We start from the raw sequence: 26,110 nt of genomic DNA on the forward strand, positions 1-26,110 counted from the left end.
GGATATGAGCAATGCAGCTACGCAACTCTTCTTCTCGCTATGGCTGGGTCAGCATCGTTTTGCACTGGGGCATTGCACTGGTGGTGTACGGGCTGTTCGCGCTGGGGCTGTGGATGGTCGGCTTGGATTACTACAGCTCCTGGCGTAAAGACGCGCCGGACTTGCACAAGAGCATTGGCTTGGTGCTGCTGGCGGTCATGTTGCTGCGGGTGGTCTGGCGGTTTGTCAGTCCGCCACCACCGACCTTGCCAACCTATGGCCGCCTGACCCGCGTCGGCGCCAAGCTTGGCCATAGCGCACTGTATCTCGGGTTGTTCGCCGTGATGATTGCCGGTTACCTGATTTCCACCGCAGACGGTGTCGGGATTCCGGTGTTTGGACTGTTTGAAGTACCCGCGCTGGTGTCCGGACTGCCCGATCAGGCAGACGTCGCCGGCCAGATCCACTTCTACCTGGCATGGGCGCTGGTAATTTTTTCCGGCCTTCATGCGTTGGCAGCATTGAAACACCACTTTATCGACCGTGACGCGACCCTCAAGCGCATGCTGGGACGCCAAGCCTGATGTTCAACCTCGACTCCAAAGGAATAGAAAGCATGTTGAAAAAAACGCTCGCCGCCCTGGCAATCGGTTCTGCCCTGCTGTCGGCCGGTCAGGCCATGGCTGCCGACTATGTGGTCGACAAGGAAGGCCAGCACGCCTTTGTCGACTTCAAGATCAGCCACTTGGGTTATAGCTACATCACCGGTACCTTCAAGGACATCGACGGCAAGTTCAGTTTCGACGCCGCCAAGCCTGAAGACAGCAAGATCGAGTTCAACGTGAACACCGCCAGCGTGTTCACCAACCACGCCGAGCGCGACAAGCACATCGCCAGTGCTGACTTCTTGAACGCGAGCAAATTCGCCAAGGCCACCTTCGTGTCCACCAGCGTCAAGTCCACCGGCAAGAACGCTGATGGCAAGGAAACTGCCGACGTGGCCGGTGACCTGACCCTGCTGGGCGTGACCAAGCCTGTCGTGGTCAAGGCCACCTTCCTGGGTGAAGGCAAGGACCCATGGGGCGGCTACCGTGCCGGCTTCGAAGGGACCACCAGCATCAAGCGTTCCGATTTCGGCAAGCAGAAAGACCTGGGCCCAGCGTCCGACGTGGTCGAGCTGTACGTTACGTTTGAAGGTGTTCAAGCGAAGTAACATTCGCGCCTGACAAAAAAACGCCCCTGATCCTGGAATCAGGGGCGTTTTTTATTGCCAATGTCTCAGCCCGAACAGCCAACACAGAACTCTTGTGGGAGCGGGCTTGCTCGCGAAGGCGGTGGGTCAGTCAATTCGATGCTGGCTGATGCACCGTCTTCGCGAGCAAGCCCGCTCCCACATTCAGATTTATAGCGTTCAAAAAAATGCCCCTGATCGCGAGATCAGGGGCATTTTTTACGGGCTGGAGAAACTCAGCGATTGCGGGTCAGCAGTGCCGGCTTCTCGCCCCGTGGACGGCTTGGCAGTTGGTCCAGCTGTTCAGGCGTCGGGAATCGATCGACCTTCGATTCCTTGTGCATGATCTTCGGCTGGTTGCCACGAGGGGCTTGCACGGCGGGTTCCTGACGAGGCTGATCGTCACGCGCCGGGCGGCGAGGGCGGGAGTCTTCGCGGCGGGCCTGACCGTCACGAGGCGCGCCGTTGCGCGGGCCGCTTCGCTTGGCCGGTGGGGTGCCGGTGGACGAGCCGTTGCTGTTGCGCGGGCCGTTCTGACGCCCCTGGGACTGGCCGCGGGGAGCACCTGCGCCCGCACCCTGTGCCGGAGCGCCCGGACGACGTCCGCGACCCTGGGCTGGTTTTTGCTGCGGCACGTAATCGACGCGGTTGCCGAAGTTATCGATATCGTCGTCCAGGAATTCGTCCGGTGCGCGATCGGCAGCGGCACGTGGTGCCGGGCGCTGCTGTTCACGGGCCGGGGTACCTTCGCGAGGCTTGTGCTCGCGGGCCGGGCGTTCGCCGCGACTGGTGCTGGCCGATTTTTCCTTGCCCTTGTCCTTGCCTTTGTCTTTACGGCCGCCGCCGCCACCACCGCCGCCATTTGGACCGTCACCGCGAGGGCCACGGGCATTGCGTGGGTTGCGCACGTCCGGACGTTCACGCACTTCAGGCTTCTCGGCCTCGATGGTACTGGCATCGAAGCCCATCAGGTCGCCATCGGCGATTTTCTGCTTGGTCATGCGCTCGATGCTTTTGAGCAGTTTCTCTTCGTCCGGCGCGACCAGCGAGATCGCTTCGCCCGAACGGCCGGCCCGGCCAGTACGGCCGATACGGTGTACGTAGTCTTCATCGACGTTCGGCAACTCGAAGTTGACCACGTGGGGCAACTGGTCGATGTCCAGGCCGCGGGCGGCGATGTCGGTAGCAACCAGAATGCGCACTTCACCGGCCTTGAAGTCAGCCAGGGCCTTGGTGCGGGCGTTCTGGCTCTTGTTACCGTGGATCGCCACGGCCGGCAGGCCGTGCTTGTCCAGGTACTCGGCCAAGCGGTTGGCGCCGTGCTTGGTGCGGGTGAACACCAGGACCTGTTCCCAGGCGCCGGCGGTAATCAGGTGCGCCAACAGGGCACGCTTGTGGCTGGCCGCCAGGCGAAACACACGTTGTTCGATGCGCTCGACCGTGGTGTTTGGCGGTGTGACTTCAATGCGTTCCGGGTTGTGCAGCAGCTTGCCGGCCAGGTCGGTGATGTCCTTGGAGAACGTCGCCGAGAACAGCAGGTTCTGACGCTTGGCGGGCAGGCGGGCCAGCACTTTCTTCACGTCATGGACGAAGCCCATGTCGAGCATGCGGTCGGCTTCGTCCAGCACGAGGATTTCCACGTGGGACAGATCGACGCTGCCCTGGCCGGCCAGGTCGAGCAAACGACCCGGACAGGCCACCAACACGTCGACGCCACGGGCCATGGCCTGGACCTGAGGGTTCATGCCAACGCCGCCGAAAATGCAGGCACTGACGAATTTCAGGTCGCGAGCATAGATCTTGAAGCTCTCGTGTACCTGGGCCGCCAGTTCGCGGGTTGGGGTCAGGACCAGGACGCGCGGTTGGCGCGGGCCGTGACGCTGGGATTTGTCTGGATGACCGTTGGGGAAAAGCCGCTCCAGAATCGGGAGGGCAAAACCACCGGTTTTACCAGTGCCTGTCTGCGCCGCAACCATCAGATCGCGACCTTGCAACACGGCGGGGATGGCCCGCTGTTGCACCGGGGTAGGCTGGGTGTAGCCGGCAGCCTCGATGGCGCGGACTAAAGCCTCGGAGAGACCGAGGGAAGCAAAGGACATGAGTAATCCTGTTTTAGTGAGGGCCTGGCCCAATGGGATAGTCTTGCCGGGCGCGAATGACGTTCAACAAAAAGACGTCATCCCGTCCGGTCCTGCCGAGTCTGGAAGGCAGGTCCGGACAGGGCTCGCGCGGGCTGGAAGCTGCGCTGTAGCGGTGTCGGGATGCCTTTTGCAAGACCGGGCGTCCGGGCGTGAGCCTGGCGGGAAGGCCGGAGTATAACAGAGCAAACGCCGCGCGCCGCTTTCCTGCTGCTCAACGGTTTATTTCAACGCTGCACCGGGCTGGACGGTTCGGTCCTGGCAGACGGAACGGCGCCATAGCGGGCGATCAGCTCGGCATAGGCCGGTTCGCGCTTGAAACGCTTGAGCTCGGCGCTGAAGCGCTGCACCAGCAGATCCATCCCGGCGTTGCGCCGCACCGCCAGGTATTGGCTTTGACGGCTCACAACCACGGGGTTTTCGGTGATCTGGTCGCCCAGTTGCATTTGCTTGAGTACGTGCCGACCCACCCGACGGTCGGTGATGAGCAGGTCAATCCGGCCCAGTTGCAACTTGCCGAAGTTGGCTTCATGGGTGGGTGCCGTCTCACGTTTGAACAGGGGCGATTCTCTGAAGGCCTGGCTGTACAGATAACCGGGCGACGTGCCCACGGTCAGGCCGCCCAAGTCGTCAAGGGTACGAAACGGATGGGGACGGGCGTTGGCGTAGAACATCACGAACTCCACGTCCGACAGCGGTTCGCTGGGGTAAAGCAGCATGGCGTCGCGTTCGTTGCTGTGGAAAATGTCCAGCGCACCGTCCGCCAGGCCCTGCTCAAGCATTGCCAGGCAACGCTTCCAAGGCAGCAGTTGCCATTGCACATCAATGCCCAGGCGCTTGAACACAATGGCGGTAGTTTCGTAGTCGAGTCCCAGGACCTGGCCGTTCTCTTCGTAGACATAAGGCGCCCAGGGCTCGGTGACAATGCGCAACTTCTCGGCCCGGGCATCCATGCTCAGGTACAGGAGGACAAAGGTGGTCAGTAACCGGGTGATGAAGGGCATGGCCTGAGGTTACGACGAGAGCTCATCAAATAGCTAGAGCCCTCTGGCCCGCGGCTTAATTGCCTTTTGCCTGCATTAGATGCCGATAGATGGCTTCGCGGCGTTCGCCCAGCACCCAGCGAATCAGTGGGTGGTTGAGCCATCGTTTGAGTTCATGGTCTTTCAATGGCTCTTTCAGGCGATCTTCAACGTTCTCCCTGGCCTTTTCCCACCAGACCGGGGCGCAGGCCTGGTCGAACGGGTTGGTGTGACGGTAGCAGCCGTAGAGAATTTCGCGCATGAATTGCCGTTTATGGCTGGGTAGCGCCACGGTAATCATTTTATAAGCCAGACGGCGCAATGTGGGCGGTCGGGGTAACGTTGCGGTGACTTGACGGGTTTCATCCAGGGCCAATTGGCACATGGGCGCGGCATGATGTTTGTCGAGCCAGGCCTTGGTTTTGGCGCGGAACAGCTGTTTGCGGCTCCAGTAATGGTGAATCAGGTCGGGACATTCGCGCACGTGCACCGAGCGATAGGCTGCAACCGAAAGGCAGAACTCTTCCAGCGTGTAGGCGCCGTTCGCCATGGGATAAAACTCGTCCATCAGGGCTATCGAGCGATCCAGAACTGATGCGTCGCTCCAATGAAGACCGATCACGCCTGAGTTCAGCAGCGGCATGTTGTCATCCGCCAGTTGCCGTCGTTGCAGGGCTTGCGCCAGCGCTACGTAAAGTACTGCATCCTTGTTGGCGCCATAGTTCAGATCTACCGCGTTGCAGAGCAGCGTGCCGGGCTGAATGCGCCGGAACAGCTCCAGAGGAGAGCAGTGGAAGAAGGTGTCGGTGTCGATCAGCAGTGCCAGCTCGACTTCCTCAAGCACCTTTTGCATGACGACATGCTTTGCGCGAAAGTGATAGCCGTGCGGCTCGATCCAGGTCTGACGGGTTTCGTTGTCGAGGTGGCGTACGCGCACCGGGAGTCCAGCGTAGGGCATGGGATTGTCGGTAAATACTTGGATGTCCAGTGCCTCACCCGGGCTCTCGCGCAGTCCGGCCAAGGCGCTGGCAATGCTGAACACGGCTTCTTGATGATAGGTCTCGGCCCCATAGACCAGATAAATGAGTTGTGGGGTCGTTAACCTTTGACCAATAGGCATCTACTGCATCCCTCCAGATATTTCAGGTAGAAAAAAGGCCTTGGGTTTTCGCCAAGGCCTCTTTGTACCGCCCAATTAAGACATTAACGCGGCAGTTTGAGGTTATTCCATACGGCGAGGCTGGGCTCGGCCTGATTCAGGGTATAGAAATGCAACCCCGGCGCCCCGCCTTGTAACAAGCGCTCACACATTTGTGTGATGACTTGCTCTCCGAAGCTTTGGATGCTGGATGTGTCGTCGCCGTAGGCTTCCAGCTGCTTGCGGATCCAGCGTGGGATTTCTGCCCCGCAGGCGTCGGAAAAACGCGCGAGTTTGCTGTAGTTGGTGATCGGCATGATCCCCGGCACGACAGGAATGTCGACCCCCATCTTGCGTACGCGGTCGACAAAGTAGAAGTAGCTGTCGGCGTTGAAGAAGTACTGGGTGATCGCGCTGTTGGCGCCGGCGTTGGCTTTGCGTACGAAGTTGAGCAGGTCGTCTTCGAAGTTGCGTGCCTGGGGGTGCATCTCTGGGTAGGCTGCCACTTCGATATGGAAGTGCTCACCGGTTTCTTCACGAATGAATTCAACCAGGTCGTTGGCATGGCGCAGTTCACCGCTCGCCATGCCCATACCCGAGGGCAGGTCACCGCGCAGGGCCACGATACGGGTGATGCCGGCCGCCTTGTACTGGCTCAACAGGCTGCGCAGATCGGCTTTGCTGTCACCCACGCAGGACAGGTGCGGGGCGGCGGGGATTTTGACTTCGCTTTCGAGCTGCAACACGGTGTTGATCGTGCGGTCACGGGTCGAACCGCCAGCACCGTAGGTGCAGGAGAAGAAGTCGGGGTTGTAGCTCGCCAACTGACGGGCAGTGGCGATCAGTTTTTCATGCCCAGCATCGGTCTTCGTCGGGAAGAACTCGAAGCTGTAGCGACGGTCTTGGGACATGGTCATATCCTTGGAAACTCGTAGGCCGGTGAGGCTTGCATAGCCCTTGCGGGAGTGGACTCATGTGGGAGCGAGCCTGCTCGCGATTGGCATCACCTCGGTCTGAGAGTCAGATCAAGGTGTCTGCATCGCGAGCAGGCTCGCTCCCACAGGTCCGCTCCACCAAGGAAGCAGCGCCGATCAGTAGCGATAAGCGTGCGGCTTGAACGGGCCTTCGACGGTCACGCCGATGTAGTCAGCCTGTTGCTTGGTCAGTTTGGTGACCACGCCGCCGAAACCGCGGACCATTTCCAGGGCCACTTCTTCGTCGAGTTTCTTGGGCAGCACTTCCACGGTCAGGCGCTCGGCTTTCTGGGCCGGCGACAGGTCGGCGTATTTCTGGCCGAACAGGAAAATCTGCGCCAGGACCTGGTTGGCAAACGAGCCGTCCATGATGCGGCTTGGGTGGCCGGTGGCGTTGCCCAGGTTCACCAGGCGGCCTTCGGCCAGCAGGATCAGGTAGTCATCGTTCTGTGGGTCGAAGCTGCCGGTGCCGGTGCGATGCACCTTGTGGACCTGTGGCTTCACTTCTTCCCATGCCCAGTTCTTGCGCATGAAAGCGGTGTCGATTTCATTGTCGAAGTGGCCGATGTTGCAGACCACAGCGCGCTTTTTCAGGGCCTTGAGCATGTTCGCGTCGCAGACATTGACGTTACCGGTGGTGGTCACGATCAAGTCGATCTTGCCCAGCAGCGCTTTGTCGATGCTTGCTTCGGTGCCATCGTTGTTACCGTCGATGAACGGCGAAACCAGCTCGAAGCCGTCCATGCAGGCCTGCATGGCGCAGATCGGGTCGACTTCGGACACCTTGACGATCATGCCTTCCTGGCGCAGCGACTGGGCCGAGCCCTTGCCCACGTCACCGTAGCCGATCACCAAGGCCTGCTTGCCCGACAACAGGTGGTCGGTGCCGCGCTTGATGGCGTCGTTGAGACTGTGACGGCAGCCGTACTTGTTGTCGTTCTTGCTCTTGGTCACCGAGTCGTTGACGTTGATGGCCGGGATCTTCAGTTCGCCCTTGGCCAGCATGTCCAGCAGGCGGTGTACGCCGGTGGTGGTCTCTTCGGTCACGCCGTGGACGTGGTCCAGTACGGCTGGGTATTTCTTGTGCAGCAGTTCGGTCAGGTCGCCGCCGTCGTCAAGAATCATGTTGGTGGCCCATGGCTGGCCATCCTTGAGGATGGTCTGCTCCAGGCACCATTCGTATTCCTCTTCGGTCTCGCCCTTCCAGGCAAATACCGGGATACCGGCAGCGGCAATGGCGGCAGCTGCCTGGTCCTGGGTCGAGAAGATGTTGCAGGACGACCAGCGTACTTCGGCACCCAGGGCAACCAGGGTTTCGATCAGCACGGCGGTCTGAATGGTCATGTGGATGCAGCCGAGGATCTTCGCGCCCTTGAGCGGTTGCTCGCCGGCGTATTTACGACGCAGACCCATCAGGGCTGGCATTTCGGATTCGGCGATGATGATTTCGCGACGACCCCAGGCGGCCAGGGACATGTCGGCGACTTTGTAATCGGTAAAATCTGCAGGCGTGATAACAGCGCTCATGAAGAGCCTCCATTCGTAATGTATGCGAATGGGCGCCGTTGTGCGTTTAGTGTCCGTCGGGGTGCCCCGTACAAACAACGCCCCATCCGAGCCTGACAGGTCGAACCTGCTGCAGCGCCCCTCGGACAGGTGGCGGGAACGGTCCAAAGCGTGGACCGAGGTAAAGCGGTGGCGATTATAGCGGGCTAATCGGATCTTCCAAAGGGTTTCTGTCGGCAAATCAAAATTGCCGATGAGCGTTATTAGAGCCTCGACATAGAGCCACGCTGCCCGGTCTGCCATGATGCCGGCATCCATCGGCCAGACGCTCAGGAGTGAACATGAATTTCCACACCCGCAAGTGGGTCAAGCCCGAAGACCTCAACCCCAACGGCACGCTGTTTGGCGGCAGTCTTTTGCGCTGGATCGACGAAGAAGCGGCGATCTATGCCATTGTCCAGCTCGGCAACCAGCGCGTGGTGACCAAATACATCTCCGAAATCAACTTCGTCAGCGCTTCGCGCCAGGGCGACATCATCGAACTGGGCATCACCGCCACCGAATTCGGCCGCACCTCCATCACCCTGACCTGCGAAGTGCGCAACAAGATCACCCGTAAAAGCATCCTGACCGTGGAGAAGATGGTCTTCGTCAATCTTGGGGAAGATGGCCTGCCGGCGCCGCACGGCCGGACCGAGATCAAGTACGTCAAGGATCAGTTCCAGGACGATATTGCCGGCGCGTGAGCTCGGCGGTGTCTCCAATCGCGAGCAGGCTCGCTCCCACATGGACTTGCGGGTGTCTATCGCCAATCCTTTGTAAGAGCGAGCCTGCTCGCGATGGCGATTCCAAAGTTTGCGTGAACAAAGGCCCGCTACTGAACAGCGCCGCACGCTGCGTGTCGTAGGTACATCACGCTACCGGTTCAGGAGCTCCATGGACACTCGCAAAGACGGCAAGACCCCTGATCTTTCGGCGCAGGAAAAGCACGAAGTCGACCGCAATCAGCCACCGCGGGCCGCGGTACTGCATGAAATTATCCGTACCCAGGGCAATCAGGAACTGGAGCGCAGTGTCGCCGCGCTTTGGTGGTCGGCCCTGGCCGCCGGGTTGACCATGGGCCTGTCGCTGATGGCGATGGGGCTGCTCAATTCCCGCTTGCCTGAGGGCGAGGCCTTCAAGGTGATCGCCAGCTTCGGCTACTGCGCCGGTTTTCTCGCGGTGATTCTTGCCCGCCAGCAACTGTTTACCGAAAACACCTTGACCGCTGTGCTGCCCATCATGAGCAAACCCACCTTGGGTAACTTCGGCCGTCTGTTCCGGCTCTGGGGCGTGGTGCTGGTGGGCAACCTGTGCGGAACCTTGCTGGTGGCCTATGTGATGCTGCATCTGCCGATTTTCGACCGGCGCACCGATATGGCTTTTCTGGAGATCGGTCGCAAGGTCATGGAAAACGACACCGGCCAGATGTTCGCCAAGGGCATCATTTCAGGCTGGATGATCGCCACCATGGTCTGGATGATTCCTTCCATGGAGAGCGCCAAGATGTGGATCATCATCCTCATCACTTACCTGATGGCGCTTGGCGATTTCACCCACATTGTCGTCGGCTCTGCCGAAGTGTCCTATCTGGTGTTCGCCGGCCAGCTGTCGTGGGAGGACTTCTGGATGGTGTTCGCCGCGCCGACCTTGGCGGGGAACATCATTGGCGGCAGTTTCATCTTTGCGCTGCTGAGTCATGCCCAGGTGCGGAGCGAGACCGGCCAGCCTAGTCGGCCACACCCACCAGGGCGTCCTGACGACGCTGACGATAAATAAAATACAGCGCGGTCAACACGGTCAGCCCGCCCACCAGAGCGCCGGTCCATGGCAAGTCCGCCAGGTCGGCGCCGCTGGCCACCACCAGACCGCCAATCCAGGCGCCAGCTGCGTTACCAAGGTTGAACGCGCTCTGGTTCAGGGTCGAGCCCAGGTTCGGCGCTTCTTGGGCCTGGTCGATGATCAGCAATTGCAGGATCGGACACAGTGCAAAGGCGAACACACCCCATAGGACCAGGGTAATAGCCGCTGGAACCACCGACCGGCTGGTCTGGCTGAACGCGGCCAGCACCAGCACCACCGCCAGGGCCATGGCTACCAGCGAAGGCAGCAGGCGCCGGTCCGCCAGCCGTCCGCCGAGGAAACTGCCCGCTGTCAGGCCGACACCGAACAGCAGCAGCATGAGCGTGATGCCGTGGGGGCTGACACCCGTGATGTCCTGCAGGATCGGCGCGATGTAGGTGAACACGCTGAACAGGCTGGTGGAGGCCAGTACGCTCATGCCCAGGGCCAGCAGCACGTTGGCCTTGCCCAGCACCCTGAACTCGCTGGCCAGATTGGCCTTCTCCATGGGGATTTCCCGGGGCAGCCAGACCCATTGGGCAAGGGCGGCAATGATCCCGATGACCGATACCGCCCAGAAGGTCGAGCGCCAGCCGGCGTACTGCCCCAGCGCCGTGCCCAGCGGTACGCCTAGCACATTGGCCAGGGTCAGCCCTGTGAACATCATTGCAATGGCCTGGGCCCGTTTGTTCGGCGCCACCAGTCCGGCTGCAACCACCGAGCCGATACCAAAGAATGCCCCGTGGCACAGTGCGGTGATGACCCGGGCGGCCATCAGCGTGGCGTAGTTCGGCGCCAGGGCGCAGAGCACGTTGCCGACGATGAACATCAGCGTCATGCCCAGCAGCGTTGCCTTGCGCGGCATGTTGGCGGTGCCGATGGCCAGGATCGGCGCGCCGAACACCACGCCCAGGGCATACCCGGTAATGAGCAGCCCGGCCTGGGGAATGCTCACGGCCAGATCACGGGCGACATCGGGCAACAGCCCCATGATGACGAATTCGGTGGTGCCGATGCCAAAAGCGGCGACGGCCAAAGCAAGCAAGGCGAGTGGCATGCGCAAGGTCTCTGTCTGTAGTCTTGACGCTCTGATCAGGCATACGCATGCCGATGCGCCGGTTCGGATGAAGCGGGGCAGCAGCAAAAATTATTGGAATTGGTTTATGCGCAACTGAGTGCGGCGTGGTCGTTTGCAGTATAAACGGCCGCTGATGGATGGCGAATCAATTCTCTGGACGCAATAAGGAGCGTGCTGTGCTGGCAACGGCCTTGGTATTGGTCGCCGCGCTGTTGCATGCGGCATGGAATACGCTGATCAAGTTCAGTGGCGAGCGTTTGCTGGTGGTGGCGTGCATGGACAGCGTCGCGTTGCTGTTCGTGGTCCTGGCGCTGGGCTTTGTGGCGTTGCCACCGCTGGAGATCTGGCCGTGGATCCTCGCCTCGGCGGCATTCGAGTTGTTGTACCGCTATCTGTTGATCCAGGCGTACCGGGTGGGTGACCTGGGGCTGGTCTATCCGCTGATGCGTGGTCTGTCGCCATTGGTGGTGCTGGCTTTGACGTTGATCTTCGCCGGGGAAGTGCTGACGACCCAGCAGATCATCGGCATCTTGCTGATCCCGTTCGGCATGCTTTGCCTGTTGTGGCAGGGCGGTGGTGGCGAGCGGTTGCCCTGGTCGATGTTGCCGGTGGTGGCGCTGATCGGCCTGTGCATCGGCTGCTACACCTTTATCGACGGCCATGCCCTGCGACGCTGGCCCCTGCCACTGGATTACCTGGTCTGGGTGACGCTGCTCAGTGCCTGGCCATTTCCGTTGCTGGCGCTGGTGCGCAAACGACCCGCGTTCATGTTGTTCTGGCGTGAACAATGGCGGCTGGGGTTGGCGGTCGGATTTTGCGTACTGTTGAGCTACGCTTTGGTGCTGTGGGCCATGCAACTGGGCTCGATCGCCGAAGCGGCGGCGCTGCGGGAGATCAGCGTGATCCTGGTGGTGCTGTTTGGCATGCGCTACCTGAAAGAACCTTTTGGCCGGCCGCGGCTCTTAGCCTGCGCTCTGGTGCTGATTGGCATGCTGGTGATGAAACTCTGACCAGCACCCCGATTTTCGATTTCTATAACACTCAAAGAAGGAACTGCTTCATGACGGTTGCCCTGTGGTGCATTTTGATTGCCTTTCTCCTGCCTTACCTGTGCATTGCGATCGCCAAGGCCGGTGGTAAATACCGGTTGCGGGATAACCACGACCCTCGGGACTTTCTGGACTCGCTCGAAGGAGCCCCTCGGCGTGCATACGCCGCGCAACTGAACAGCTTTGAAATCGCCCCGTTTTTCGCCGCTGCCGTGATCGTCGCGCACCTGGCCGGCAATGCCGAGCTTGTGACCATCAACGTGCTGGCGGTGCTGTTTATCACCAGTCGTCTGCTGTACATCATCTGCTACCTGGCGGACTGGGCGATCTTGCGTTCGCTGGTGTGGTTCGTGGGGGTAGGGTTGGTGTTGAGTTTCTTCTTCGTTTCGGTCTGAGCCTGGCGGTTGAATTCCGTTGCCTGTGCTGGCCCTATCGCGAGCAGGCTCGCTCCCACAGTTGATCTCCAGTGGACACATGTTTTGTGTACGACTAGATCCAATGTGGGAGCGAGCCTGCTCGCGATAGCGGTGACTCAGCTACATAGATGTTGGACGTGTCGCGCTCTTGCTTTGCTTTGCTTTGCTTTGGATCTTGATCTTGATCTTGATCTGGTCGCCCCGTTAACCACGCTGGCCGAACGCAGGCATTGCGTAGGGGGCACCTCGGCATGGATGCCGAGGTAGCCGCGCTGGGCCATGGATGGCCCTTCGCGGCGGGCCCCCGGAGCAATGCCGGAGTGAGGGCATGCCGAGCCCTAGCGAGGCACCGAGTGGTGGGGCAAAGCGTTTTTGGTTACTTTTGGCGCTTTTCCAAAAGTGACCCGCTGTAAGAGCGGAACCATAAGCAGCCGTTACCGCAGAAACGGATATACACCCCCTCTAAAAGTAAGGTCCTAGGAGATTTCCTTCAAGTTGTAGCGGTGTTGGTGAACTTGTCCGGCTTCGGGCTCGTGGCTAGTCTGGGTTTGTCACTGAAAAAACGGTGACACGGACGTGCAAGTCCGAAGAAACTGTTTAGGATGCGACGCTACATCGCTCAGGGGCTTCTTCTGCCCACTGGCTTTATGGCGGCTGCACGCAGGAGATCCTCGGATCTGCTGGGTGTCCTAAACAGGCCCGGTCTTGCACACCTGCGTACGGCCGCCACCCCCATTCGCGTGCAAGCGAACGGTGACGGTTTCCACTTAACTGTTTAGGAAATCTCTAATGTTCAAAGTAACTCCGAATCCGCCAGAAAACCCTGGCAACATCTTCGGCAAATCCTCGAAATCCAAAAAACTCGACGAAGCCGCCGAGCGCGCCCTCGACTATTACCTCAATCCCAAACCCACCGACGAAGCACCCGGCCAAGCATCAACGGCGCAACTTTTCATGGTCGCCCCGAACATCGACACCGAAACCCTACTGGCCAACGCCTCCGAAGACCTGCTGTCCATCAGCGCCATCGCCGCCGACCTGGCTGATGACGTCGACGGCTCGCGCCGCAGCGTGATCCTGGCGATTAGCCGGATGGCCGACGGGGTGCATTTGTTGGTGGAGCGGGCAATGGATCGGCTTGAGGTTCAAGCGTCGGGCTGACATCTGTGGTGGATTGAAAACCGCCTTCGCGAGCAAGCCCGCTCCCACACCGGATCTGTGTCAAACCGAAATATCGAGACAACACCATCTACTGTGGGAGCGGGCTTGCTCGCGAAGGCGTCGGCACATCCAACATCATCGCAAACTGACCCACCGCTTTCGCGAGCAAGCCCGCGCCCACATAAGAACTGCGTGACGGCAATATCTGCGACTTACCCCATCCCCTGTGTGCGAGCCTGCTCGCGATGGGGCCAGTACCATCAATCCATTTCTCAAGGATTGGCGCTGACCGTATTGGCAACCTGTGGCACCTGCGGCAATGCCATGCCCTTGGGCCACAGCATCCAGATCTGCCCCTGTTGCTTCATATCCCCGGCCAGGTTGCCCGCTGCTTCACCGGTGCCCCAGAACAGATCCGCCCGTACTTCGCCGGCAATTGCGCCGCCGGTGTCCTGGGCCGCGACCGGCCGGTTCAATGCACTGCCGTCAGGGCGGGTGGTGGATAACCACAACAGGCTTCCCAGGGGAATCACCTTGCGATCCACCGCCACGCTGTAGCCGGCGGTCAGCGGCACATTCAGTGAGCCCCGTGGCCCTTCGTTGCTGTCGGGGTTACGGTTGAAAAACACGTAGCTGGGGTTGCTGCCCAGTAACTCGGGAATCCGGTTCGGGTTGGCTTTTGCCCAGGCACTGATGGTGCCCATGGTCACCTCTTCTTTCTTCAGTTCGCCCTGTTCGACCAGCCAGCGCCCGATGGGCCGGTAGGGGTGGCCGTTCTGGTCGGCATAGCCGATGCGCAACTGGCGGCCGTCATCAAGTCGAATCCGGCCCGAGCCCTGGATCTGCAGGAATTGCAGGTTCATCGGGTCTGTCAGCCAGGCGATCACCGGTGCCTTCACCCCGTTGGTTTCGATGGTGGCCGCGTCGTCGTAGGGCTTGAGCACCCGGCCTTCGAGGCGGCCGCGCAGGCGCTTGCCCTTGAGTTCGGGGTAGATACTGTCCAGCGACACGATGATCATGTCTTCCGGCACCCCGTATACCGGGATGTTGGCGGCGGCAGTCTGGGTGAGGCTGCCGGGGTAGACCGGTTCGTAGTAACCGGTAATCAGACCGTTGGGGCTGTTGTCACCCGAGCGCAGGCCGTAGACATCCAGGTTCTGCTTAAGAAAGTTGCGCACATCCACGGCGGTCAGCGGCACATTGGCCGCCGCCGCGCAGGTGCCGCCCCACACCGCATCGGCCTTGAGCCGGGTGCAGGCGCTGCGCCAGGAGCCAAAGCCCGCCAGCAGGTCTTCATCGGATACCGATGGCAAGGCTTCCCACGGTGCGCTGACATAAGTGGCAACGGCGTGGGTCTTGGGCTCTTCGGCTTTGTCGCCGCGGTTGCAACCGGCCAACAGCGCGATAAGCGGTAGGGTCAACGCCAGGCCTTTGTGCCAGGTCTTGAAACTGTGCATGAGATTTCCTTGCCGGTCGTGCGAACGCTCCAGGCGTCCAGACAACCCGTATTGATAATAGGGCTATTGGTCTTTGCCGATGACCCGAGGATACTAACCGCCGTTTCCTGCTCCGAGGCCAAGATGTTTGTAAAACGATTTTCCATGGCCGTGCTGGCCTGCCTGATGTTGTCCGCCTGTGGCGGTGTCGATCCCAATTCCCCGCTGGGCCAACGCAAAGCGATCTTCAAGCAGATGCTCAAGACCAACGAAGAGCTCGGTGGCATGCTGCGCGGTCGTATCCCGTTCGACGGCCCGCGCTTTGCCGAGGGCGCGGTGCAACTTGATCAACTGTCCCGCGAGCCGTGGAAACATTTCCCGCAAGTGCGTGAAGAAGACCACACCAGTGCCCGGGATGAGGTCTGGCAAAAACAGGCGCGTTTCCAGGAACTGGCCCGCAGCCTTGAAGCGGCCACCGGTGAGTTGGTAAGCGTCAGCAAGGTCCAGCCCTACAGGGCCAGCAACCTGGGACCTGCGGTGCAGAAGGTAGAGGATGCGTGCAGCGCCTGCCATAAAGAGTTTCGGGATTATTGAGTAGGAGCAGCTGCAAGCTGCAAGTGTCGGGCTTTAGGCTTGCGGCTTAAAACTTGCCGCTTGCCGCTTACTTATCCAACTCGTCCACCGCTTCCTGCAATTCTTTGCGAGAAGCCGCCAGTTTGTCCTTGCGTTTGTTGATCCGCTGCGCGTCGCCTTTTTTCATGGCCTTTTCCAGGTCGGCCTGACGCTGGCTGACCTCGTGCTTGGCTTCAAGAACCTTGTTTTCGCGTTCCTTGCGCAGGGAGGCGTCGGTGCAATGGGTGGTGACTTGGTTCAATGCCGTTTCCAGGCCGGCTTGCTGGTCTTTGTTGCCGCGGGACTTGGCCAGCTCGATTTGATTGATGATGCCCTGACGCTTGGCTGCGCAGCCGGTGAGCTCCGGTGTTTGCTCGGCTGCCATCAGGGGGGCGGCCATGGCGCTGCATAGCGTCAGCAGTGCGATAGGGGACAGAAAATTCATAGCAACTCCGTGAAAACTCGCGAACGGTTGGTATAGATGCGCTGTTGGAGCGCACGTTTACCCCTTGGGTTCAACTGTGGGACCTGGATTAAAAACCGTCGACCCCGGCACCCTTTAGTACTTCACTCAACGCCAGCACCTGTGGGTCGCGAAAAAAAGCCCTCAGTTGCGCAGCGCGTCCCGGGCCGATACCGGCTTCGGCTTGCCAATGTTCGATGTCGCGCTCGGCAAGCACCTGCCATGGCCCCTCCAGGCGGACCTCGCCGGTGGGTGGCAGGCCAAGGGCCTTGAGCCACTGCCCAAAAGGACGTTGCCGGGCGCTGTGCAGGCTGTCGAGCAAGCGGGCGCTGCTGCGTTCGCCGAAGCCGGCAATGTTAGCAAGCTCGTCGGCATCAAGGGTCATCCAATCCAGCAAACCATTGAGTCGACCGGCCGCCAGGAGTTTTTCCCAGGTGCCCGGGCCGACATGGGGCAGGGCTAATCCGTGCTTGCCGCTGAGCCAGCCCAGGCGCGCCAGGAACTGGCTTTCGCAGCCGGGTGTCGGCTGCCAGCAACTTAAAAAGTGATAATCGGCTGCCGCTGGGGCGTTCACGTCCTGGCGCTCGACACTGCGCAGCACGACGCTGTCCAGGCGTGGAATGGTCAGCCCGGCCAGGCTGATGGCGACCCGGTCGCCAGGACGGATGTCCATTTGCTCCCAGCGTTTGAGGGAGCTGACGCTCACGCGGCGGATTCGTCGGTCGTCGAGCATCGCAGGTTCAAGTTCCAGTACGGGCGTGATGCGCCCGGTACGACCGATCTTGAAGCGCACGTGGCGCACCTCGGCCAGGGCCTGGGCATAGGGGTATTTCCAGGCCACGCTCCAGAACGGCGCCCGGGCCCGCCAGCGGTCAGCAGGTGGGCGGCGGCTTTGGCGCAGGACGACGCCATCGCTGGCAAATGGCAGTGGCGTGCGATACCAGTGGTCGCGCCACTGCTTGACGTCGGCCAATGCCTGGACGGGTTGGCTGTAGCCGGTGGTGTCGGCAAAACCAAGCGCTTTGAGGGTCGCCTCCCGTTCGGGCAGCGTGGCCGGCCCTTCAGGCCAGTCCCAGACAAACAGACCGATGTCCGCCCCCTCCTGCGCGGTCAAATTCGTGCGCGCCATCAGCCCCGCCACGGTCGCCCGGGCATTGAGACTGCCGTTGCTGGCCTGGACATGAGCAATCAGCCGCCAGTACAGCTCACCCTGAATGACCAGGTCCAATGGCTGATGCAACCGTTGCGGGATGGCGTTGATTTTGTGCGCAGCCCAGGTCCAGTCTTGCCCCTGGACACCATCACCGCGGCTGATCGCCTGATGCAGGCGCCCTCCGCGATAGATCAAGGTCACGGCCACGCCATCGACTTTCGGTTGGACCCAGAGGTCTTCTCGACCTTGCAGCCATGCCTTGACCGCGTCGGCATCCTTGAGTTTGTCCAGGCCGGTGTGTGCAACCGGGTGTGGCACTTTCCCGCCCGCGGTGCGCAGGGGGAAACTGGGTGCCACAAGATCAAAGCAGTCGCGCCAATGGCCCAGCTGGATGCGGGATTGATCGTAGAGCTCATCGGCTACCAGTGATCGGCCGAGACGGTGATAGCTGTCATCCCATGAGTCGATTCGCTGTTGCAGGGCGGTGATTTCTGCCTGGGCGCGTCCGAGGGGCCAGTCGGGACAAGGCGCGGCGAGGACGGGAGAAGTGATGAATATGAAGCAGGCCCATAGGCGTGATAGCGGCAGCATCGAAGCATCCTTGCTTGGTGGTGTGCTTGAAGGCTAGTCACTGCCTCAGAAGCTGCGAGGCTGGGAGCGTTACCGGATTTTGCAGGGGCCGATGGCGAAGTCGTGGCGGTACAGTGCAGGGTGATTTGGTTGCGCAACTGTGCCTTGAACCCATTAGGGGCGAGCGCAGAATGGGTGCTCGATCCGCTCTGCCAGGCGTGCATCCCTATGGACCTGACGACCCTTGCTGTTTTCATCCCGGCCTGCTTCGCGCTGAACATGGCGCCGGGGCCGAATAACCTGCTGTCCATCAGCAACGCCTCGCGTTATGGCTTCGTCCGGGCGTGCAGCGGTGGCATTGGCCGGTTGCTGGCGTTTGCACTCATGATTGCCCTGGCAGCAGTGGGGTTGACCGCTGTGCTGCATACCTCGGAGCTGTTGTTCCTGGGGATCAAGTTCGTGGGGGCCGCTTATCTGTTCTATCTCGCCGTGCAATTGTGGCGGGCGCAGCCAGAAGCTGGCGCTGAAGCGGCGGTCACTTCGATGAGCGTGACTCGCCTGGCGCGCCAGGAGTTTCTGGTAGCGATCGGCAACCCGAAGGCGATTCTGTTGTTCACCGCCTTTCTGCCGCAGTTTGTCGACCGCGCCAGCACTGTCACCCAGCAGTTCGCCGTGCTGGGCGGCCTGTTCCTGGCGCTGGAGTGCATCGCCATCGGATTGTATTGCTACATGGGGATTTACGCGCGGCGGCTGTTTGCCCGGCCGAGCGGCAAGCGTCTGTTCAATCGCCTGTGTGCGGGGCTGCTGGCCAGTGCGGCTTCGTTTTTGCTGGTGGCGCGACGGTCTTGAGTTCGATGGTTCTATTGGTGCCTGAGAGAGGGTGGGCTTGTGGCGAGGGGATTTATCCCCGCTGGGCTGCGCAGCAGCCCCAAAATGGTCAAGCATGGTTAACCGGACACACCGAGGCAATTGATTGGGGGGGGCGCTTCGCAGCCCCGCGGGGATAAATCCCCTCGCCACAGGAGCGGTGCCTGACTTTATTTTTTTGATAAAAAAGCCCCTGGCGACTGGGTCGCCAGGGGCTTTTCGTACCAGCGGGTCTTACAAGCCGGCAGCGGCGCGCAGGGCGTCGGCGCGGTCGGTTTTTTCCCAGGTGAAGGTGGTGAAGGTATCGTCACCGACCGTCTTGGTTTGCGGCGTGCGACCGAAGTGGCCGTAGGCTGCGGTGTCCTGGTACATCGGGTGCAGCAGGTCGAGCATGGTGGTGATGGCGTACGGACGCAGGTCGAACACTTCACGAACCAGCTTGATGATCTTGTCATCGCCGATCTTGCCGGTGCCGAAGGTGTTCAGCGAGATCGAGGTAGGCTGAGCAACGCCGATGGCGTAGGAAACCTGGATCTCGCAGCGCTCGGCCAGGCCGGCGGCCACGATGTTCTTGGCCACATAACGACCGGCATAGGCCGCCGAACGGTCGACCTTCGATGGATCCTTGCCGGAGAACGCGCCACCGCCGTGACGGGCCATGCCGCCGTAGCTGTCGACGATGATCTTGCGACCGGTCAGGCCACAGTCACCTACCGGGCCACCGATGATGAACTGGCCGGTCGGGTTGATGTGGAACTGGGTGTCCTTGGACAGCAACTCGGCAGGCAGTACGTGCTTGACGATCAGCTCCATCACGCCTTCGCGCAGGTCTTTGTAGGACACTTCAGGGTTGTGCTGGGTCGACAGTACGACGGCATCGATACCGACAACCTTGCCGCCTTCGTAACGGCACGTCACCTGGGACTTGGCATCCGGGCGCAGCCAAGGCAGCAGGCCGGATTTACGGGCTTCAGCCTGGCGTTGAACCAACTGGTGCGAGAAGGTGATCGGTGCGGGCATCAGCACGTCGGTCTCGTTGCTGGCGTAGCCGAACATCAGGCCCTGGTCGCCGGCACCCTGGTCTTCAGGCTTGGCGCGGTCAACACCCTGGTTGATGTCGGGGGACTGCTTGCCGATGATGTTCATCACGCCGCAGGTCGCGCCATCGAAGCCGACGTCGGAGCTGTTGTAGCCAATGCCCAGGATGACGTCACGGACGATCTGTTCCAGATCGACCCAGGCTGAAGTGGTGACTTCGCCAGCGATGATCGCCACGCCCGTTTTCACCAGAGTTTCGCACGCCACGCGGGCGAACTTGTCTTCAGCAATGATGGCGTCCAGCACCGCATCAGAAATCTGGTCGGCGATTTTGTCCGGATGCCCTTCAGACACGGACTCGGAGGTGAAAAGGGAGTATTCGCTCATCTCGATGTTTTCCTACAAGTTACCGATGGTGAGTGTCGCCAGCCGGTCGCTGAAAATGGCGGACCTGGATCTGGAAACCATTACGTAAGCCCACATAGAGGCTTTCCCCGGGCACGAGGCCCGCAGCGGTGGCCCAACGGGCCAGATCGTCCTGTTCAAACCCCAGCCAGAGATCACCGCAGGCCTCCTTGGCCCAACTCTGGTTGTGGCTGCATAACTCTGTCACTAACAGGCTACCGCCCGGTTGCAGCAAATCGGCCATGTGCTTGAGCGCATCGGCCGGCGCGGCGAAATGGTGAAGCACCATGTTCAATACAACGCAATCGGCCTGCAGGCTCACACCATTCAAGGCATCGGCCAGTTGCAGGCTGACATTAGCCAGTGTTTCACGTTCGCACACCTGGCGTGCCAGCTCGAGCATGGCCGGGCTGTTGTCCAGCGCCGTCACTTGGCTGAAACGCCGGGCCAGCTCCGGCAGAAACGCACCGTCGCCAGGGCCGACTTCAATGGCCGTGGCGGTGGGCTCGAAGCCCAGTTTGTCGAGCAGCGCCACGACGCTTTCACGGTACTGCGGCAACCCGGCAATCAGGTCCTGCTGGGCGCGAAACTTCTCGGCCACCCGGGCGAAAAAATCCTGGCTGGCGGCGGCTCGCTGCCCGTGTACCTGGGCGATGCGGGCCTGCACGTCTGTCGGCAGGTCCAGCTCATCCACCTCTTCGAGCAACGCGGCATGCAGCTTGCCGCCCAGCAGATCGGTATGGGGCAGGGCGCGGCGGTAAAAAATCGCATTGCCTTCACGACGGGTCGCCACCAAGTCTGCCTGGGCCAGGACCTTGAGGTGGTGGCTCATGCCGGATTGACCGATGCCGAAGATCTGCGCCAGTTCCAGCACGCCGAACGAATCGTTGGCCAAGGCGCGCAATACATTGAGCCGCAGCGGATCGCCGCCGGCCTTGCAAAGGGCCGCCAGCTCATCGCAATCGTCATGGCGAATGGAAGGCACGCGTAAATTCATAGGGCGGCAGTCTAGTGAGGGGTATGGATCACCGCAAGGTCAATATCAAAAAGTTTTGATATTGCTCGATAAATGGCACTTCCCGAGGTGTGCTTGGCTCTACAATCCATCAGCGGAAAGGTTTCACCTGGCGAATGCGACTTTATCCACCGGAAAAAAGCCTCTGGATGACTATCTGTCATTGCCCCGGGGCGGGTGGGTGAGGGAAAATGCTCGCCTTTTTTCGGTTCCACCATTCAAAACCCAGGAGATCAGCGATGCCCAGCCGTCGTGAGCGTGCCAATGCCATCCGTGCACTCAGCATGGATGCCGTGCAAAAAGCCAACAGCGGCCATCCCGGTGCCCCTATGGGTATGGCGGATATCGCCGAGGTGCTTTGGCGCGACTACCTCAAGCACAGCCCGAGCAACCCCTCGTTCGCCGACCGTGACCGCTTCGTGCTGTCCAACGGCCACGGCTCGATGTTGATCTATTCGTTGCTGCACCTGACCGGTTATGACCTGTCGATCGACGACCTGAAGAATTTCCGCCAGTTGCATAGCCGCACCCCGGGCCACCCGGAATATGGCTATACCCCCGGCGTGGAAACCACCACCGGCCCACTGGGCCAGGGTCTGGCCAACGCCGTGGGCTTTGCCTTGGCGGAAAAAGTCCTGGCAGCGCAGTTCAATCGCCCCGGCCACAACGTTGTCGATCACCACACCTACGTGTTCCTGGGTGATGGCTGCATGATGGAAGGTATTTCCCATGAAGTCGCCTCCCTGGCCGGCACCTTGGGCCTGAACAAGCTGATCGCTTTCTACGATGACAACGGCATCTCCATCGACGGCGAAGTCGAAGGCTGGTTCACCGACGACACCCCCAAGCGCTTCGAAGCCTACAACTGGCTGGTCATCCGCAATGTCGACGGCCATGACCCGGAAGAGATCAAGACCGCCATCGAGACGGCGCGCAAGAGCGCCCAGCCGACCCTGATCTGCTGCAAGACCACCATCGGTTTCGGTTCGCCCAACAAACAAGGCAAGGAAGACTGTCACGGCGCGCCACTGGGTGCCGAGGAAATCGCCCTGACCCGCGCTGCGTTGAAGTGGGAACATGGTCCGTTCGAAATCCCGGCAGACATTTATGCCGAGTGGGACGCCAAGGAAAAAGGCCGCGCTGCCGAAGCCGAGTGGGACCAGCGCTTTGCCGCCTACTCCGCCGAGTTCCCTGAGCTGGCCAATGAACTGGTCCGTCGCCTCAGCGGCGAGCTGCCTGCCGACTTCGCTGAAAAAGCCTCGGCTTATATCGCTGAAGTCGCCGCCAAAGGCGAAACCATTGCCAGCCGCAAGGCCAGCCAGAACACCCTCAACGCTTTTGGCCCGCTGCTGCCGGAGCTGCTCGGCGGTTCGGCCGACCTGGCCGGTTCCAACCTGACCTTGTGGAAGGGCTGCAAAGGCGTCAGCGCCGAAGATGCCAGCGGCAACTACATGTATTACGGCGTTCGCGAGTTCGGCATGAGCGCGATCATGAACGGCGTGGCTCTGCACGGCGGCCTGGTGCCTTACGGCGCTACCTTCCTGATGTTCATGGAATACGCCCGCAACGCAGTGCGCATGTCGGCCCTGATGAAGAAGCGCGTGCTGTATGTGTTCACCCACGACTCCATCGGCCTGGGCGAAGACGGCCCGACTCACCAGCCGATCGAGCAACTGGCAAGCCTGCGCTGCACGCCGAACCTGGACACCTGGCGCCCATGTGACGCCGTGGAATCGGCAGTGGCCTGGAAATACGCCATCGAGCGTAACGACGGTCCATCGGCGCTGATCTTCTCCCGCCAGAACCTGCAGCACCAGAACCGCGATGCCGACCAGATCGGCGACATCACCCGCGGCGGCTATGTGCTCAAGGACTGCATTGGCGAACCTGAGTTGATCCTGATCGCCACCGGCTCCGAAGTCGGCCTGGCCGTTCAGGCCTACGACAAACTGACTGCCCAGGGCCGCAACGTACGCGTGGTGTCCATGCCGTGCACCAGCGTGTTCGACGCCCAGGACGCCGGCTACAAGCAAGCGGTATTGCCGTTGCAAGTCAGCGCCCGGATCGCCATCGAAGCCGCTCACGCCGACTACTGGTACAAGTACGTGGGCCTGGAAGGTCGCGTGATCGGCATGACCACCTACGGCGAATCGGCGCCTGCGCCGGCGTTGTTCGAGGAGTTCGGCTTCACCCTGGAGAACATCCTGGGTCAGGCTGAAGAGCTGTTGGAAGACTAAGTCCAGGAATGTATCGCCTGTTCTGACGCTATCGCGGGCAAGCCTTGCTCCCACAGGATGTGCACTCCCACAGGGAAATGCATCCTGTGGGAGCAAGGCTTGCCCGCGATGACAATGGAATGTGCAGCGCCTTATTCATGGATTCACCCAAGTCAGAGAACCCCATGCCCCAACCGCGTCCCTACAAAGTTGCACTCAACGGCTACGGCCGGATTGGTCGTTGCGTCTTGCGTGCGTTGTTCGAGCGAGGGGACAAGGCCGGGTTCGAGATTGTGGCGATCAACGATCTGGCCGACATGGCCAGCATTGAATACCTGACACGCTTTGACTCCACCCACGGCCGTTTTCCGGGCGAGGTGCGGGTCGAGGGCGATTGTCTGCACATTAATGGCGATTGCGTGAAAGTCCTGCGCAGTGCCACCCCCGAAGGTATCGATTGGGCGTCCTTGGGTGTCGACCTGGTGCTTGAATGCTCCGGCGCCTACAACACCCGTGAAGATGGCCAGCGTTTCATCGCGGCCGGCGCGCCGCGGGTGTTGTTCTCCCAGCCGATGGCCAGCGAAGCGGATGTGGACGCCACCATCGTCTACGGCGTAAACCAGGACTGCCTGGCTGGCGATGAGCTGTTGGTGTCCAACGCGTCCTGCACCACCAACTGCGGCGTGCCGCTGTTGCGCCTGCTGGACCAGGCCATTGGCCTGGAGTACGTGTCGATTACCACCATCCACTCGGCGATGAACGATCAACCTGTGATCGACGCCTATCACCATGAAGACCTGCGTCGAACCCGTTCGGCGTTCCAGTCGGTGATTCCGGTGTCCACTGGTCTGGCGCGTGGCATTGAGCGGCTGCTGCCGGAACTTGCGGGGCGAATTCAGGCCAAAGCCGTGCGGGTGCCGACGGTCAACGTGTCCTGCCTCGACATTACGATGCAGACCGTGAGCGATACCGACGCCACCGAGGTCAACCGGATTCTGCGCGAAGCCGCCACCAGCGGCCCGCTCAAAGGCCTGCTGGCCTACACCGAGTTGCCTCACGCCAGTTGTGATTTTAATCATGACCCCCATTCGGCCATTGTCGATGCCAGCCAGACCCGGGTTTCCGGGCCGCGGCTCGTGAACATCCTGGCCTGGTTCGACAATGAATGGGGTTTTGCCAACCGAATGCTGGATGTCGCTGAACATTATCTGCAAGCAGCGACTTCGCTTTCTGTTTCTCAGCTCTCTGATTCAAAAAAACCTGCTCACTAAACAGTTACCCAGGAATTGCGACCCATGACCGTGTTGAAGATGTCCGACCTCGATCTGCAAGGTAAGCGCGTACTGATCCGCGAAGACCTCAACGTTCCCGTCAAGGACGGTGTTGTCACCAGCGACGCGCGCATCCTGGCTTCGCTGCCGACCATCAAGCTGGCCCTGGAAAAAGGTGCGGCCGTGATGGTTTGCTCGCATTTGGGTCGTCCGACCGAAGGCGAATACTCAGCCGAAAACAGCCTCAAGCCGGTCGCCGCTTACCTGAGCAAAGCCCTGGGCCGTGACGTACCGCTGGTGGCTGACTACCTGGGCGGTGTGGACGTGAAGGCCGGCGATGTCGTGCTGTTCGAAAACGTGCGCTTCAATAAAGGCGAGAAAAAGAACGCTGACGAACTGGCCAAGCAGTATGCGGCCCTGTGCGACGTGTTTGTGATGGACGCGTTCGGCACCGCTCACCGCGCCGAAGGGTCGACCCATGGCGTGGCGAAGTTCGCCAAAGTGGCCGCTGCTGGCCCGCTGCTGGCCGCCGAACTGGACGCCCTGGGCAAGGCCCTGGGCTCCCCGGCCCAGCCGATGGCCGCCATCGTGGCCGGTTCCAAGGTTTCCACCAAGCTCGATGTGCTCAACAGCCTGAGCCAGGTGTGCAACCAGTTGATCGTCGGCGGCGGCATTGCCAACACTTTCCTTGCTGCGGCCGGTCACCCGGTCGGCAAATCCCTGTACGAGCCGGACCTGCTGGACACTGCCCGGGAAATCGCCGCCAAGGTCAGCGTGCCGTTGCCGGTGGACGTGGTGGTTGCCAAGGAGTTCGCCGAAAGCGCCACCGCCACCGTCAAGCTGATCGCTGACGTGGCCGAAGACGACATGATCCTCGACATTGGCCCGCAAACCGCAGCCAATTTCGCCGAACTGTTGAAATCCTCCAAGACTATCCTGTGGAACGGTCCGGTCGGTGTGTTCGAGTTCGACCAGTTTGGCAACGGCACCAAGGTGCTCGCCCAGGCCATCGCCGAGAGTGACGCTTTCTCCATCGCTGGCGGCGGCGACACCCTGGCGGCCATCGATAAATATGGCGTGGCCGAGCAGATCTCCTACATTTCTACCGGCGGCGGTGCGTTCCTCGAATTCGTCGAAGGCAAAGTACTGCCAGCCGTGGAAGTCCTGGAAAGCCGGGCCAAGGCCTGAGGTTTTGTTGACCAGGCAAAGGAGTGTTGTGATGGTCAAGACGTTGGCGCTTTTGTTGCTGACCGCATCCCTGGCGGCTTGCGGGAGCCACCCGCAAGCCGCACCGGAAGCGATTACTCCCAGCGAGCCGAAAACCGGTTGCTACCAGGCCGAGTGGCAGGCCGAAACCAACCCGGTGCTCAATAAGCGTTCCGGGCCGGACGGCCTGGATAAATACGAGACGCAGGTCCCGGCCAAGGAACATGGTTGCCCTTGACGGGTCTGACTCATTAACTCATGGCTGGCGGCCTGCGCTGTCAGTCG

General features: G+C 60.8%; 24 protein-coding genes and 1 riboswitch. Of the genes, 13 read left to right on the forward strand and 11 right to left on the reverse strand.

Annotation, left to right across the window (positions count from 1 at the left end; genetic code table 11):
* The first annotated feature begins 11 nt into the window (after nucleotides 1–11).
* Both BMY45_RS22200 and BMY45_RS22205 read left to right on the forward strand, forming a co-directional pair.
* Entirely contained in the window at nucleotides 12–563 is a 552-nt protein-coding gene (locus tag BMY45_RS22200; protein WP_092401543.1) for a cytochrome b, read from the forward strand.
* A 32-nt stretch (nucleotides 564–595) separates the two neighbouring features.
* A complete protein-coding gene (locus BMY45_RS22205; RefSeq protein WP_092401546.1) occupies nucleotides 596–1,192 on the forward strand; it encodes a YceI family protein in 597 nt (198 codons plus the stop codon).
* A gap of 254 nt (nucleotides 1,193–1,446) precedes the next feature.
* Here the strand turns inward: BMY45_RS22205 and BMY45_RS22210 are convergent, their stop codons facing one another.
* The 5 genes from BMY45_RS22210 to ahcY form a co-directional block, all read right to left on the reverse strand.
* On the reverse strand, nucleotides 1,447–3,309 hold the full coding sequence (locus BMY45_RS22210; RefSeq protein WP_092401549.1) for an RNA helicase RhlE2: 1,863 nt from the start codon (nucleotides 3,307–3,309) through the stop codon (nucleotides 1,447–1,449).
* Between the two features lie 266 nt (nucleotides 3,310–3,575).
* Nucleotides 3,576–4,352, reverse strand: coding sequence for a substrate-binding periplasmic protein (locus BMY45_RS22215; RefSeq protein ID WP_092401552.1), 777 nt, complete (start codon nucleotides 4,350–4,352; stop codon nucleotides 3,576–3,578).
* A gap of 55 nt (nucleotides 4,353–4,407) precedes the next feature.
* Nucleotides 4,408–5,490, reverse strand: a complete 1,083-nt coding sequence (locus BMY45_RS22220) for a hypothetical protein (RefSeq protein ID WP_092401555.1) — start codon at nucleotides 5,488–5,490, stop codon at nucleotides 4,408–4,410.
* An 83-nt stretch (nucleotides 5,491–5,573) separates the two neighbouring features.
* Nucleotides 5,574–6,419 carry a methylenetetrahydrofolate reductase [NAD(P)H] gene (gene metF, locus BMY45_RS22225; RefSeq protein ID WP_047230426.1) on the reverse strand — a complete coding sequence of 282 codons (846 nt, stop codon included), beginning with the start codon at nucleotides 6,417–6,419 and terminating at the stop codon, nucleotides 5,574–5,576.
* A 180-nt stretch (nucleotides 6,420–6,599) separates the two neighbouring features.
* Nucleotides 6,600–8,009 carry an adenosylhomocysteinase gene (ahcY, locus tag BMY45_RS22230; protein ID WP_092401558.1) on the reverse strand — a complete coding sequence of 470 codons (1,410 nt, stop codon included), beginning with the start codon at nucleotides 8,007–8,009 and terminating at the stop codon, nucleotides 6,600–6,602.
* Nucleotides 8,010–8,032: 23 nt separating this feature from the next.
* Nucleotides 8,033–8,138, reverse strand: a riboswitch (S-adenosyl-L-homocysteine riboswitch).
* A 191-nt stretch (nucleotides 8,139–8,329) separates the two neighbouring features.
* On the opposite strand from ahcY, the gene BMY45_RS22235 reads away from it, so the two are divergent.
* Both BMY45_RS22235 and BMY45_RS22240 read left to right on the forward strand, forming a co-directional pair.
* Entirely contained in the window at nucleotides 8,330–8,734 is a 405-nt protein-coding gene (locus BMY45_RS22235; protein ID WP_092401561.1) for an acyl-CoA thioesterase, read from the forward strand.
* 190 nt (nucleotides 8,735–8,924) lie between these two features.
* Complete coding sequence (locus tag BMY45_RS22240; protein ID WP_092401564.1) at nucleotides 8,925–9,806, forward strand: formate/nitrite transporter family protein; 882 nt, start codon at nucleotides 8,925–8,927, stop codon at nucleotides 9,804–9,806.
* On the opposite strand, the gene BMY45_RS22245 is transcribed toward BMY45_RS22240, so the two are convergent.
* Nucleotides 9,757–10,926: an MFS transporter gene (locus BMY45_RS22245; RefSeq protein ID WP_092401567.1), complete on the reverse strand. Its 1,170-nt coding sequence runs from the start codon at nucleotides 10,924–10,926 to the stop codon at nucleotides 9,757–9,759. The two genes, BMY45_RS22240 and BMY45_RS22245, sit on opposite strands and share 50 nt — an antisense overlap.
* Before the next feature lie 197 nt (nucleotides 10,927–11,123).
* Here BMY45_RS22245 and BMY45_RS22250 point away from each other — a divergent pair, with 197 nt between their 5' ends.
* The 3 genes from BMY45_RS22250 (at nucleotide 11,124) to BMY45_RS22260 (ending at nucleotide 13,573) form a co-directional block, all read left to right on the forward strand.
* Complete coding sequence (locus tag BMY45_RS22250) at nucleotides 11,124–11,957, forward strand: EamA family transporter (protein WP_092401570.1); 834 nt, start codon at nucleotides 11,124–11,126, stop codon at nucleotides 11,955–11,957.
* A 50-nt stretch (nucleotides 11,958–12,007) separates the two neighbouring features.
* A complete protein-coding gene (locus BMY45_RS22255; protein ID WP_092401573.1) occupies nucleotides 12,008–12,391 on the forward strand; it encodes an MAPEG family protein in 384 nt (127 codons plus the stop codon).
* An 810-nt stretch (nucleotides 12,392–13,201) separates the two neighbouring features.
* Nucleotides 13,202–13,573, forward strand: coding sequence for a DUF6124 family protein (locus BMY45_RS22260; protein WP_092401576.1), 372 nt, complete (start codon nucleotides 13,202–13,204; stop codon nucleotides 13,571–13,573).
* Between the two features lie 272 nt (nucleotides 13,574–13,845).
* Here BMY45_RS22260 and BMY45_RS22265 read toward each other — a convergent pair whose 3' ends face one another.
* Complete coding sequence (locus BMY45_RS22265) at nucleotides 13,846–15,030, reverse strand: murein transglycosylase A (RefSeq protein ID WP_092401579.1); 1,185 nt, start codon at nucleotides 15,028–15,030, stop codon at nucleotides 13,846–13,848.
* Between the two features lie 123 nt (nucleotides 15,031–15,153).
* Here BMY45_RS22265 and BMY45_RS22270 point away from each other — a divergent pair, with 123 nt between their 5' ends.
* Nucleotides 15,154–15,603 carry a c-type cytochrome gene (locus BMY45_RS22270; protein ID WP_092401582.1) on the forward strand — a complete coding sequence of 150 codons (450 nt, stop codon included), beginning with the start codon at nucleotides 15,154–15,156 and terminating at the stop codon, nucleotides 15,601–15,603.
* 67 nt (nucleotides 15,604–15,670) lie between these two features.
* On the opposite strand, the gene BMY45_RS22275 is transcribed toward BMY45_RS22270, so the two are convergent.
* Both BMY45_RS22275 and ligB read right to left on the reverse strand, forming a co-directional pair.
* Nucleotides 15,671–16,066, reverse strand: coding sequence for a DUF1090 domain-containing protein (locus tag BMY45_RS22275; RefSeq protein ID WP_092401585.1), 396 nt, complete (start codon nucleotides 16,064–16,066; stop codon nucleotides 15,671–15,673).
* Between the two features lie 88 nt (nucleotides 16,067–16,154).
* Nucleotides 16,155–17,828: an NAD-dependent DNA ligase LigB gene (gene ligB / locus BMY45_RS22280; protein ID WP_092401587.1), complete on the reverse strand. Its 1,674-nt coding sequence runs from the start codon at nucleotides 17,826–17,828 to the stop codon at nucleotides 16,155–16,157.
* 207 nt (nucleotides 17,829–18,035) lie between these two features.
* Here ligB and BMY45_RS22285 point away from each other — a divergent pair, with 207 nt between their 5' ends.
* Complete coding sequence (locus BMY45_RS22285; protein WP_092401590.1) at nucleotides 18,036–18,656, forward strand: LysE family translocator; 621 nt, start codon at nucleotides 18,036–18,038, stop codon at nucleotides 18,654–18,656.
* A 252-nt stretch (nucleotides 18,657–18,908) separates the two neighbouring features.
* Here the strand turns inward: BMY45_RS22285 and metK are convergent, their stop codons facing one another.
* Both metK and BMY45_RS22295 read right to left on the reverse strand, forming a co-directional pair.
* The gene (metK, locus tag BMY45_RS22290; RefSeq protein WP_047230414.1) at nucleotides 18,909–20,099 is read right to left on the reverse strand and encodes a methionine adenosyltransferase; all 1,191 of its coding nucleotides are present in this window, start codon (nucleotides 20,097–20,099) and stop codon (nucleotides 18,909–18,911) included.
* A 19-nt stretch (nucleotides 20,100–20,118) separates the two neighbouring features.
* Nucleotides 20,119–21,114 (reverse strand): ArsR/SmtB family transcription factor, encoded by a 996-nt coding sequence (locus tag BMY45_RS22295; protein ID WP_092401593.1) that lies wholly within the window; start codon nucleotides 21,112–21,114, stop codon nucleotides 20,119–20,121.
* A gap of 257 nt (nucleotides 21,115–21,371) precedes the next feature.
* Between BMY45_RS22295 and tkt the strand changes: the two genes are divergently transcribed.
* The 4 genes from tkt (at nucleotide 21,372) to BMY45_RS22315 (ending at nucleotide 26,063) form a co-directional block, all read left to right on the forward strand.
* Nucleotides 21,372–23,369, forward strand: a complete 1,998-nt coding sequence (gene tkt / locus BMY45_RS22300; protein WP_092401596.1) for a transketolase — start codon at nucleotides 21,372–21,374, stop codon at nucleotides 23,367–23,369.
* A gap of 164 nt (nucleotides 23,370–23,533) precedes the next feature.
* Nucleotides 23,534–24,619 (forward strand): erythrose-4-phosphate dehydrogenase, encoded by a 1,086-nt coding sequence (gene epd, locus BMY45_RS22305; RefSeq protein ID WP_092401599.1) that lies wholly within the window; start codon nucleotides 23,534–23,536, stop codon nucleotides 24,617–24,619.
* Nucleotides 24,620–24,643: 24 nt separating this feature from the next.
* The gene (locus tag BMY45_RS22310) at nucleotides 24,644–25,807 is read left to right on the forward strand and encodes a phosphoglycerate kinase (RefSeq protein WP_092401602.1); all 1,164 of its coding nucleotides are present in this window, start codon (nucleotides 24,644–24,646) and stop codon (nucleotides 25,805–25,807) included.
* Nucleotides 25,808–25,838: 31 nt separating this feature from the next.
* On the forward strand, nucleotides 25,839–26,063 hold the full coding sequence (locus tag BMY45_RS22315) for a hypothetical protein (protein WP_092401605.1): 225 nt from the start codon (nucleotides 25,839–25,841) through the stop codon (nucleotides 26,061–26,063).
* Nucleotides 26,064–26,110: the final 47 nt, after the last annotated feature.

The organism is Pseudomonas sp. NFACC39-1 (assembly GCF_900110355.1).
GTDB lineage: Bacteria > Pseudomonadota > Gammaproteobacteria > Pseudomonadales > Pseudomonadaceae > Aquipseudomonas > Aquipseudomonas tehranensis.

What these genes read in the sequence shown, in the direction of transcription:
- BMY45_RS22200 (WP_092401543.1), top strand. Translation starts at nt 12, where the DNA reads ATGCAGCTACGCAACTCTTCTTCTCGCTATGGCTGGGTCAGCATCGTT.
- BMY45_RS22205 (WP_092401546.1), top strand. Translation starts at nt 596, where the DNA reads ATGTTGAAAAAAACGCTCGCCGCCCTGGCAATCGGTTCTGCCCTGCTG.
- BMY45_RS22210 (WP_092401549.1), bottom strand. Translation starts at nt 3,309, where the DNA reads ATGTCCTTTGCTTCCCTCGGTCTCTCCGAGGCTTTAGTCCGCGCCATC.
- BMY45_RS22215 (WP_092401552.1), bottom strand. Translation starts at nt 4,352, where the DNA reads ATGCCCTTCATCACCCGGTTACTGACCACCTTTGTCCTCCTGTACCTG.
- BMY45_RS22220 (WP_092401555.1), bottom strand. Translation starts at nt 5,490, where the DNA reads ATGCCTATTGGTCAAAGGTTAACGACCCCACAACTCATTTATCTGGTC.
- metF (WP_047230426.1), bottom strand. Translation starts at nt 6,419, where the DNA reads ATGTCCCAAGACCGTCGCTACAGCTTCGAGTTCTTCCCGACGAAGACC.
- ahcY (WP_092401558.1), bottom strand. Translation starts at nt 8,009, where the DNA reads ATGAGCGCTGTTATCACGCCTGCAGATTTTACCGATTACAAAGTCGCC.
- BMY45_RS22235 (WP_092401561.1), top strand. Translation starts at nt 8,330, where the DNA reads ATGAATTTCCACACCCGCAAGTGGGTCAAGCCCGAAGACCTCAACCCC.
- BMY45_RS22240 (WP_092401564.1), top strand. Translation starts at nt 8,925, where the DNA reads ATGGACACTCGCAAAGACGGCAAGACCCCTGATCTTTCGGCGCAGGAA.
- BMY45_RS22245 (WP_092401567.1), bottom strand. Translation starts at nt 10,926, where the DNA reads ATGCCACTCGCCTTGCTTGCTTTGGCCGTCGCCGCTTTTGGCATCGGC.
- BMY45_RS22255 (WP_092401573.1), top strand. Translation starts at nt 12,008, where the DNA reads ATGACGGTTGCCCTGTGGTGCATTTTGATTGCCTTTCTCCTGCCTTAC.
- BMY45_RS22260 (WP_092401576.1), top strand. Translation starts at nt 13,202, where the DNA reads ATGTTCAAAGTAACTCCGAATCCGCCAGAAAACCCTGGCAACATCTTC.
- BMY45_RS22265 (WP_092401579.1), bottom strand. Translation starts at nt 15,030, where the DNA reads ATGCACAGTTTCAAGACCTGGCACAAAGGCCTGGCGTTGACCCTACCG.
- BMY45_RS22270 (WP_092401582.1), top strand. Translation starts at nt 15,154, where the DNA reads ATGTTTGTAAAACGATTTTCCATGGCCGTGCTGGCCTGCCTGATGTTG.
- BMY45_RS22275 (WP_092401585.1), bottom strand. Translation starts at nt 16,066, where the DNA reads ATGAATTTTCTGTCCCCTATCGCACTGCTGACGCTATGCAGCGCCATG.
- ligB (WP_092401587.1), bottom strand. Translation starts at nt 17,828, where the DNA reads ATGCTGCCGCTATCACGCCTATGGGCCTGCTTCATATTCATCACTTCT.
- BMY45_RS22285 (WP_092401590.1), top strand. Translation starts at nt 18,036, where the DNA reads ATGGACCTGACGACCCTTGCTGTTTTCATCCCGGCCTGCTTCGCGCTG.
- metK (WP_047230414.1), bottom strand. Translation starts at nt 20,099, where the DNA reads ATGAGCGAATACTCCCTTTTCACCTCCGAGTCCGTGTCTGAAGGGCAT.
- BMY45_RS22295 (WP_092401593.1), bottom strand. Translation starts at nt 21,114, where the DNA reads ATGAATTTACGCGTGCCTTCCATTCGCCATGACGATTGCGATGAGCTG.
- tkt (WP_092401596.1), top strand. Translation starts at nt 21,372, where the DNA reads ATGCCCAGCCGTCGTGAGCGTGCCAATGCCATCCGTGCACTCAGCATG.
- epd (WP_092401599.1), top strand. Translation starts at nt 23,534, where the DNA reads ATGCCCCAACCGCGTCCCTACAAAGTTGCACTCAACGGCTACGGCCGG.
- BMY45_RS22310 (WP_092401602.1), top strand. Translation starts at nt 24,644, where the DNA reads ATGACCGTGTTGAAGATGTCCGACCTCGATCTGCAAGGTAAGCGCGTA.
- BMY45_RS22315 (WP_092401605.1), top strand. Translation starts at nt 25,839, where the DNA reads ATGGTCAAGACGTTGGCGCTTTTGTTGCTGACCGCATCCCTGGCGGCT.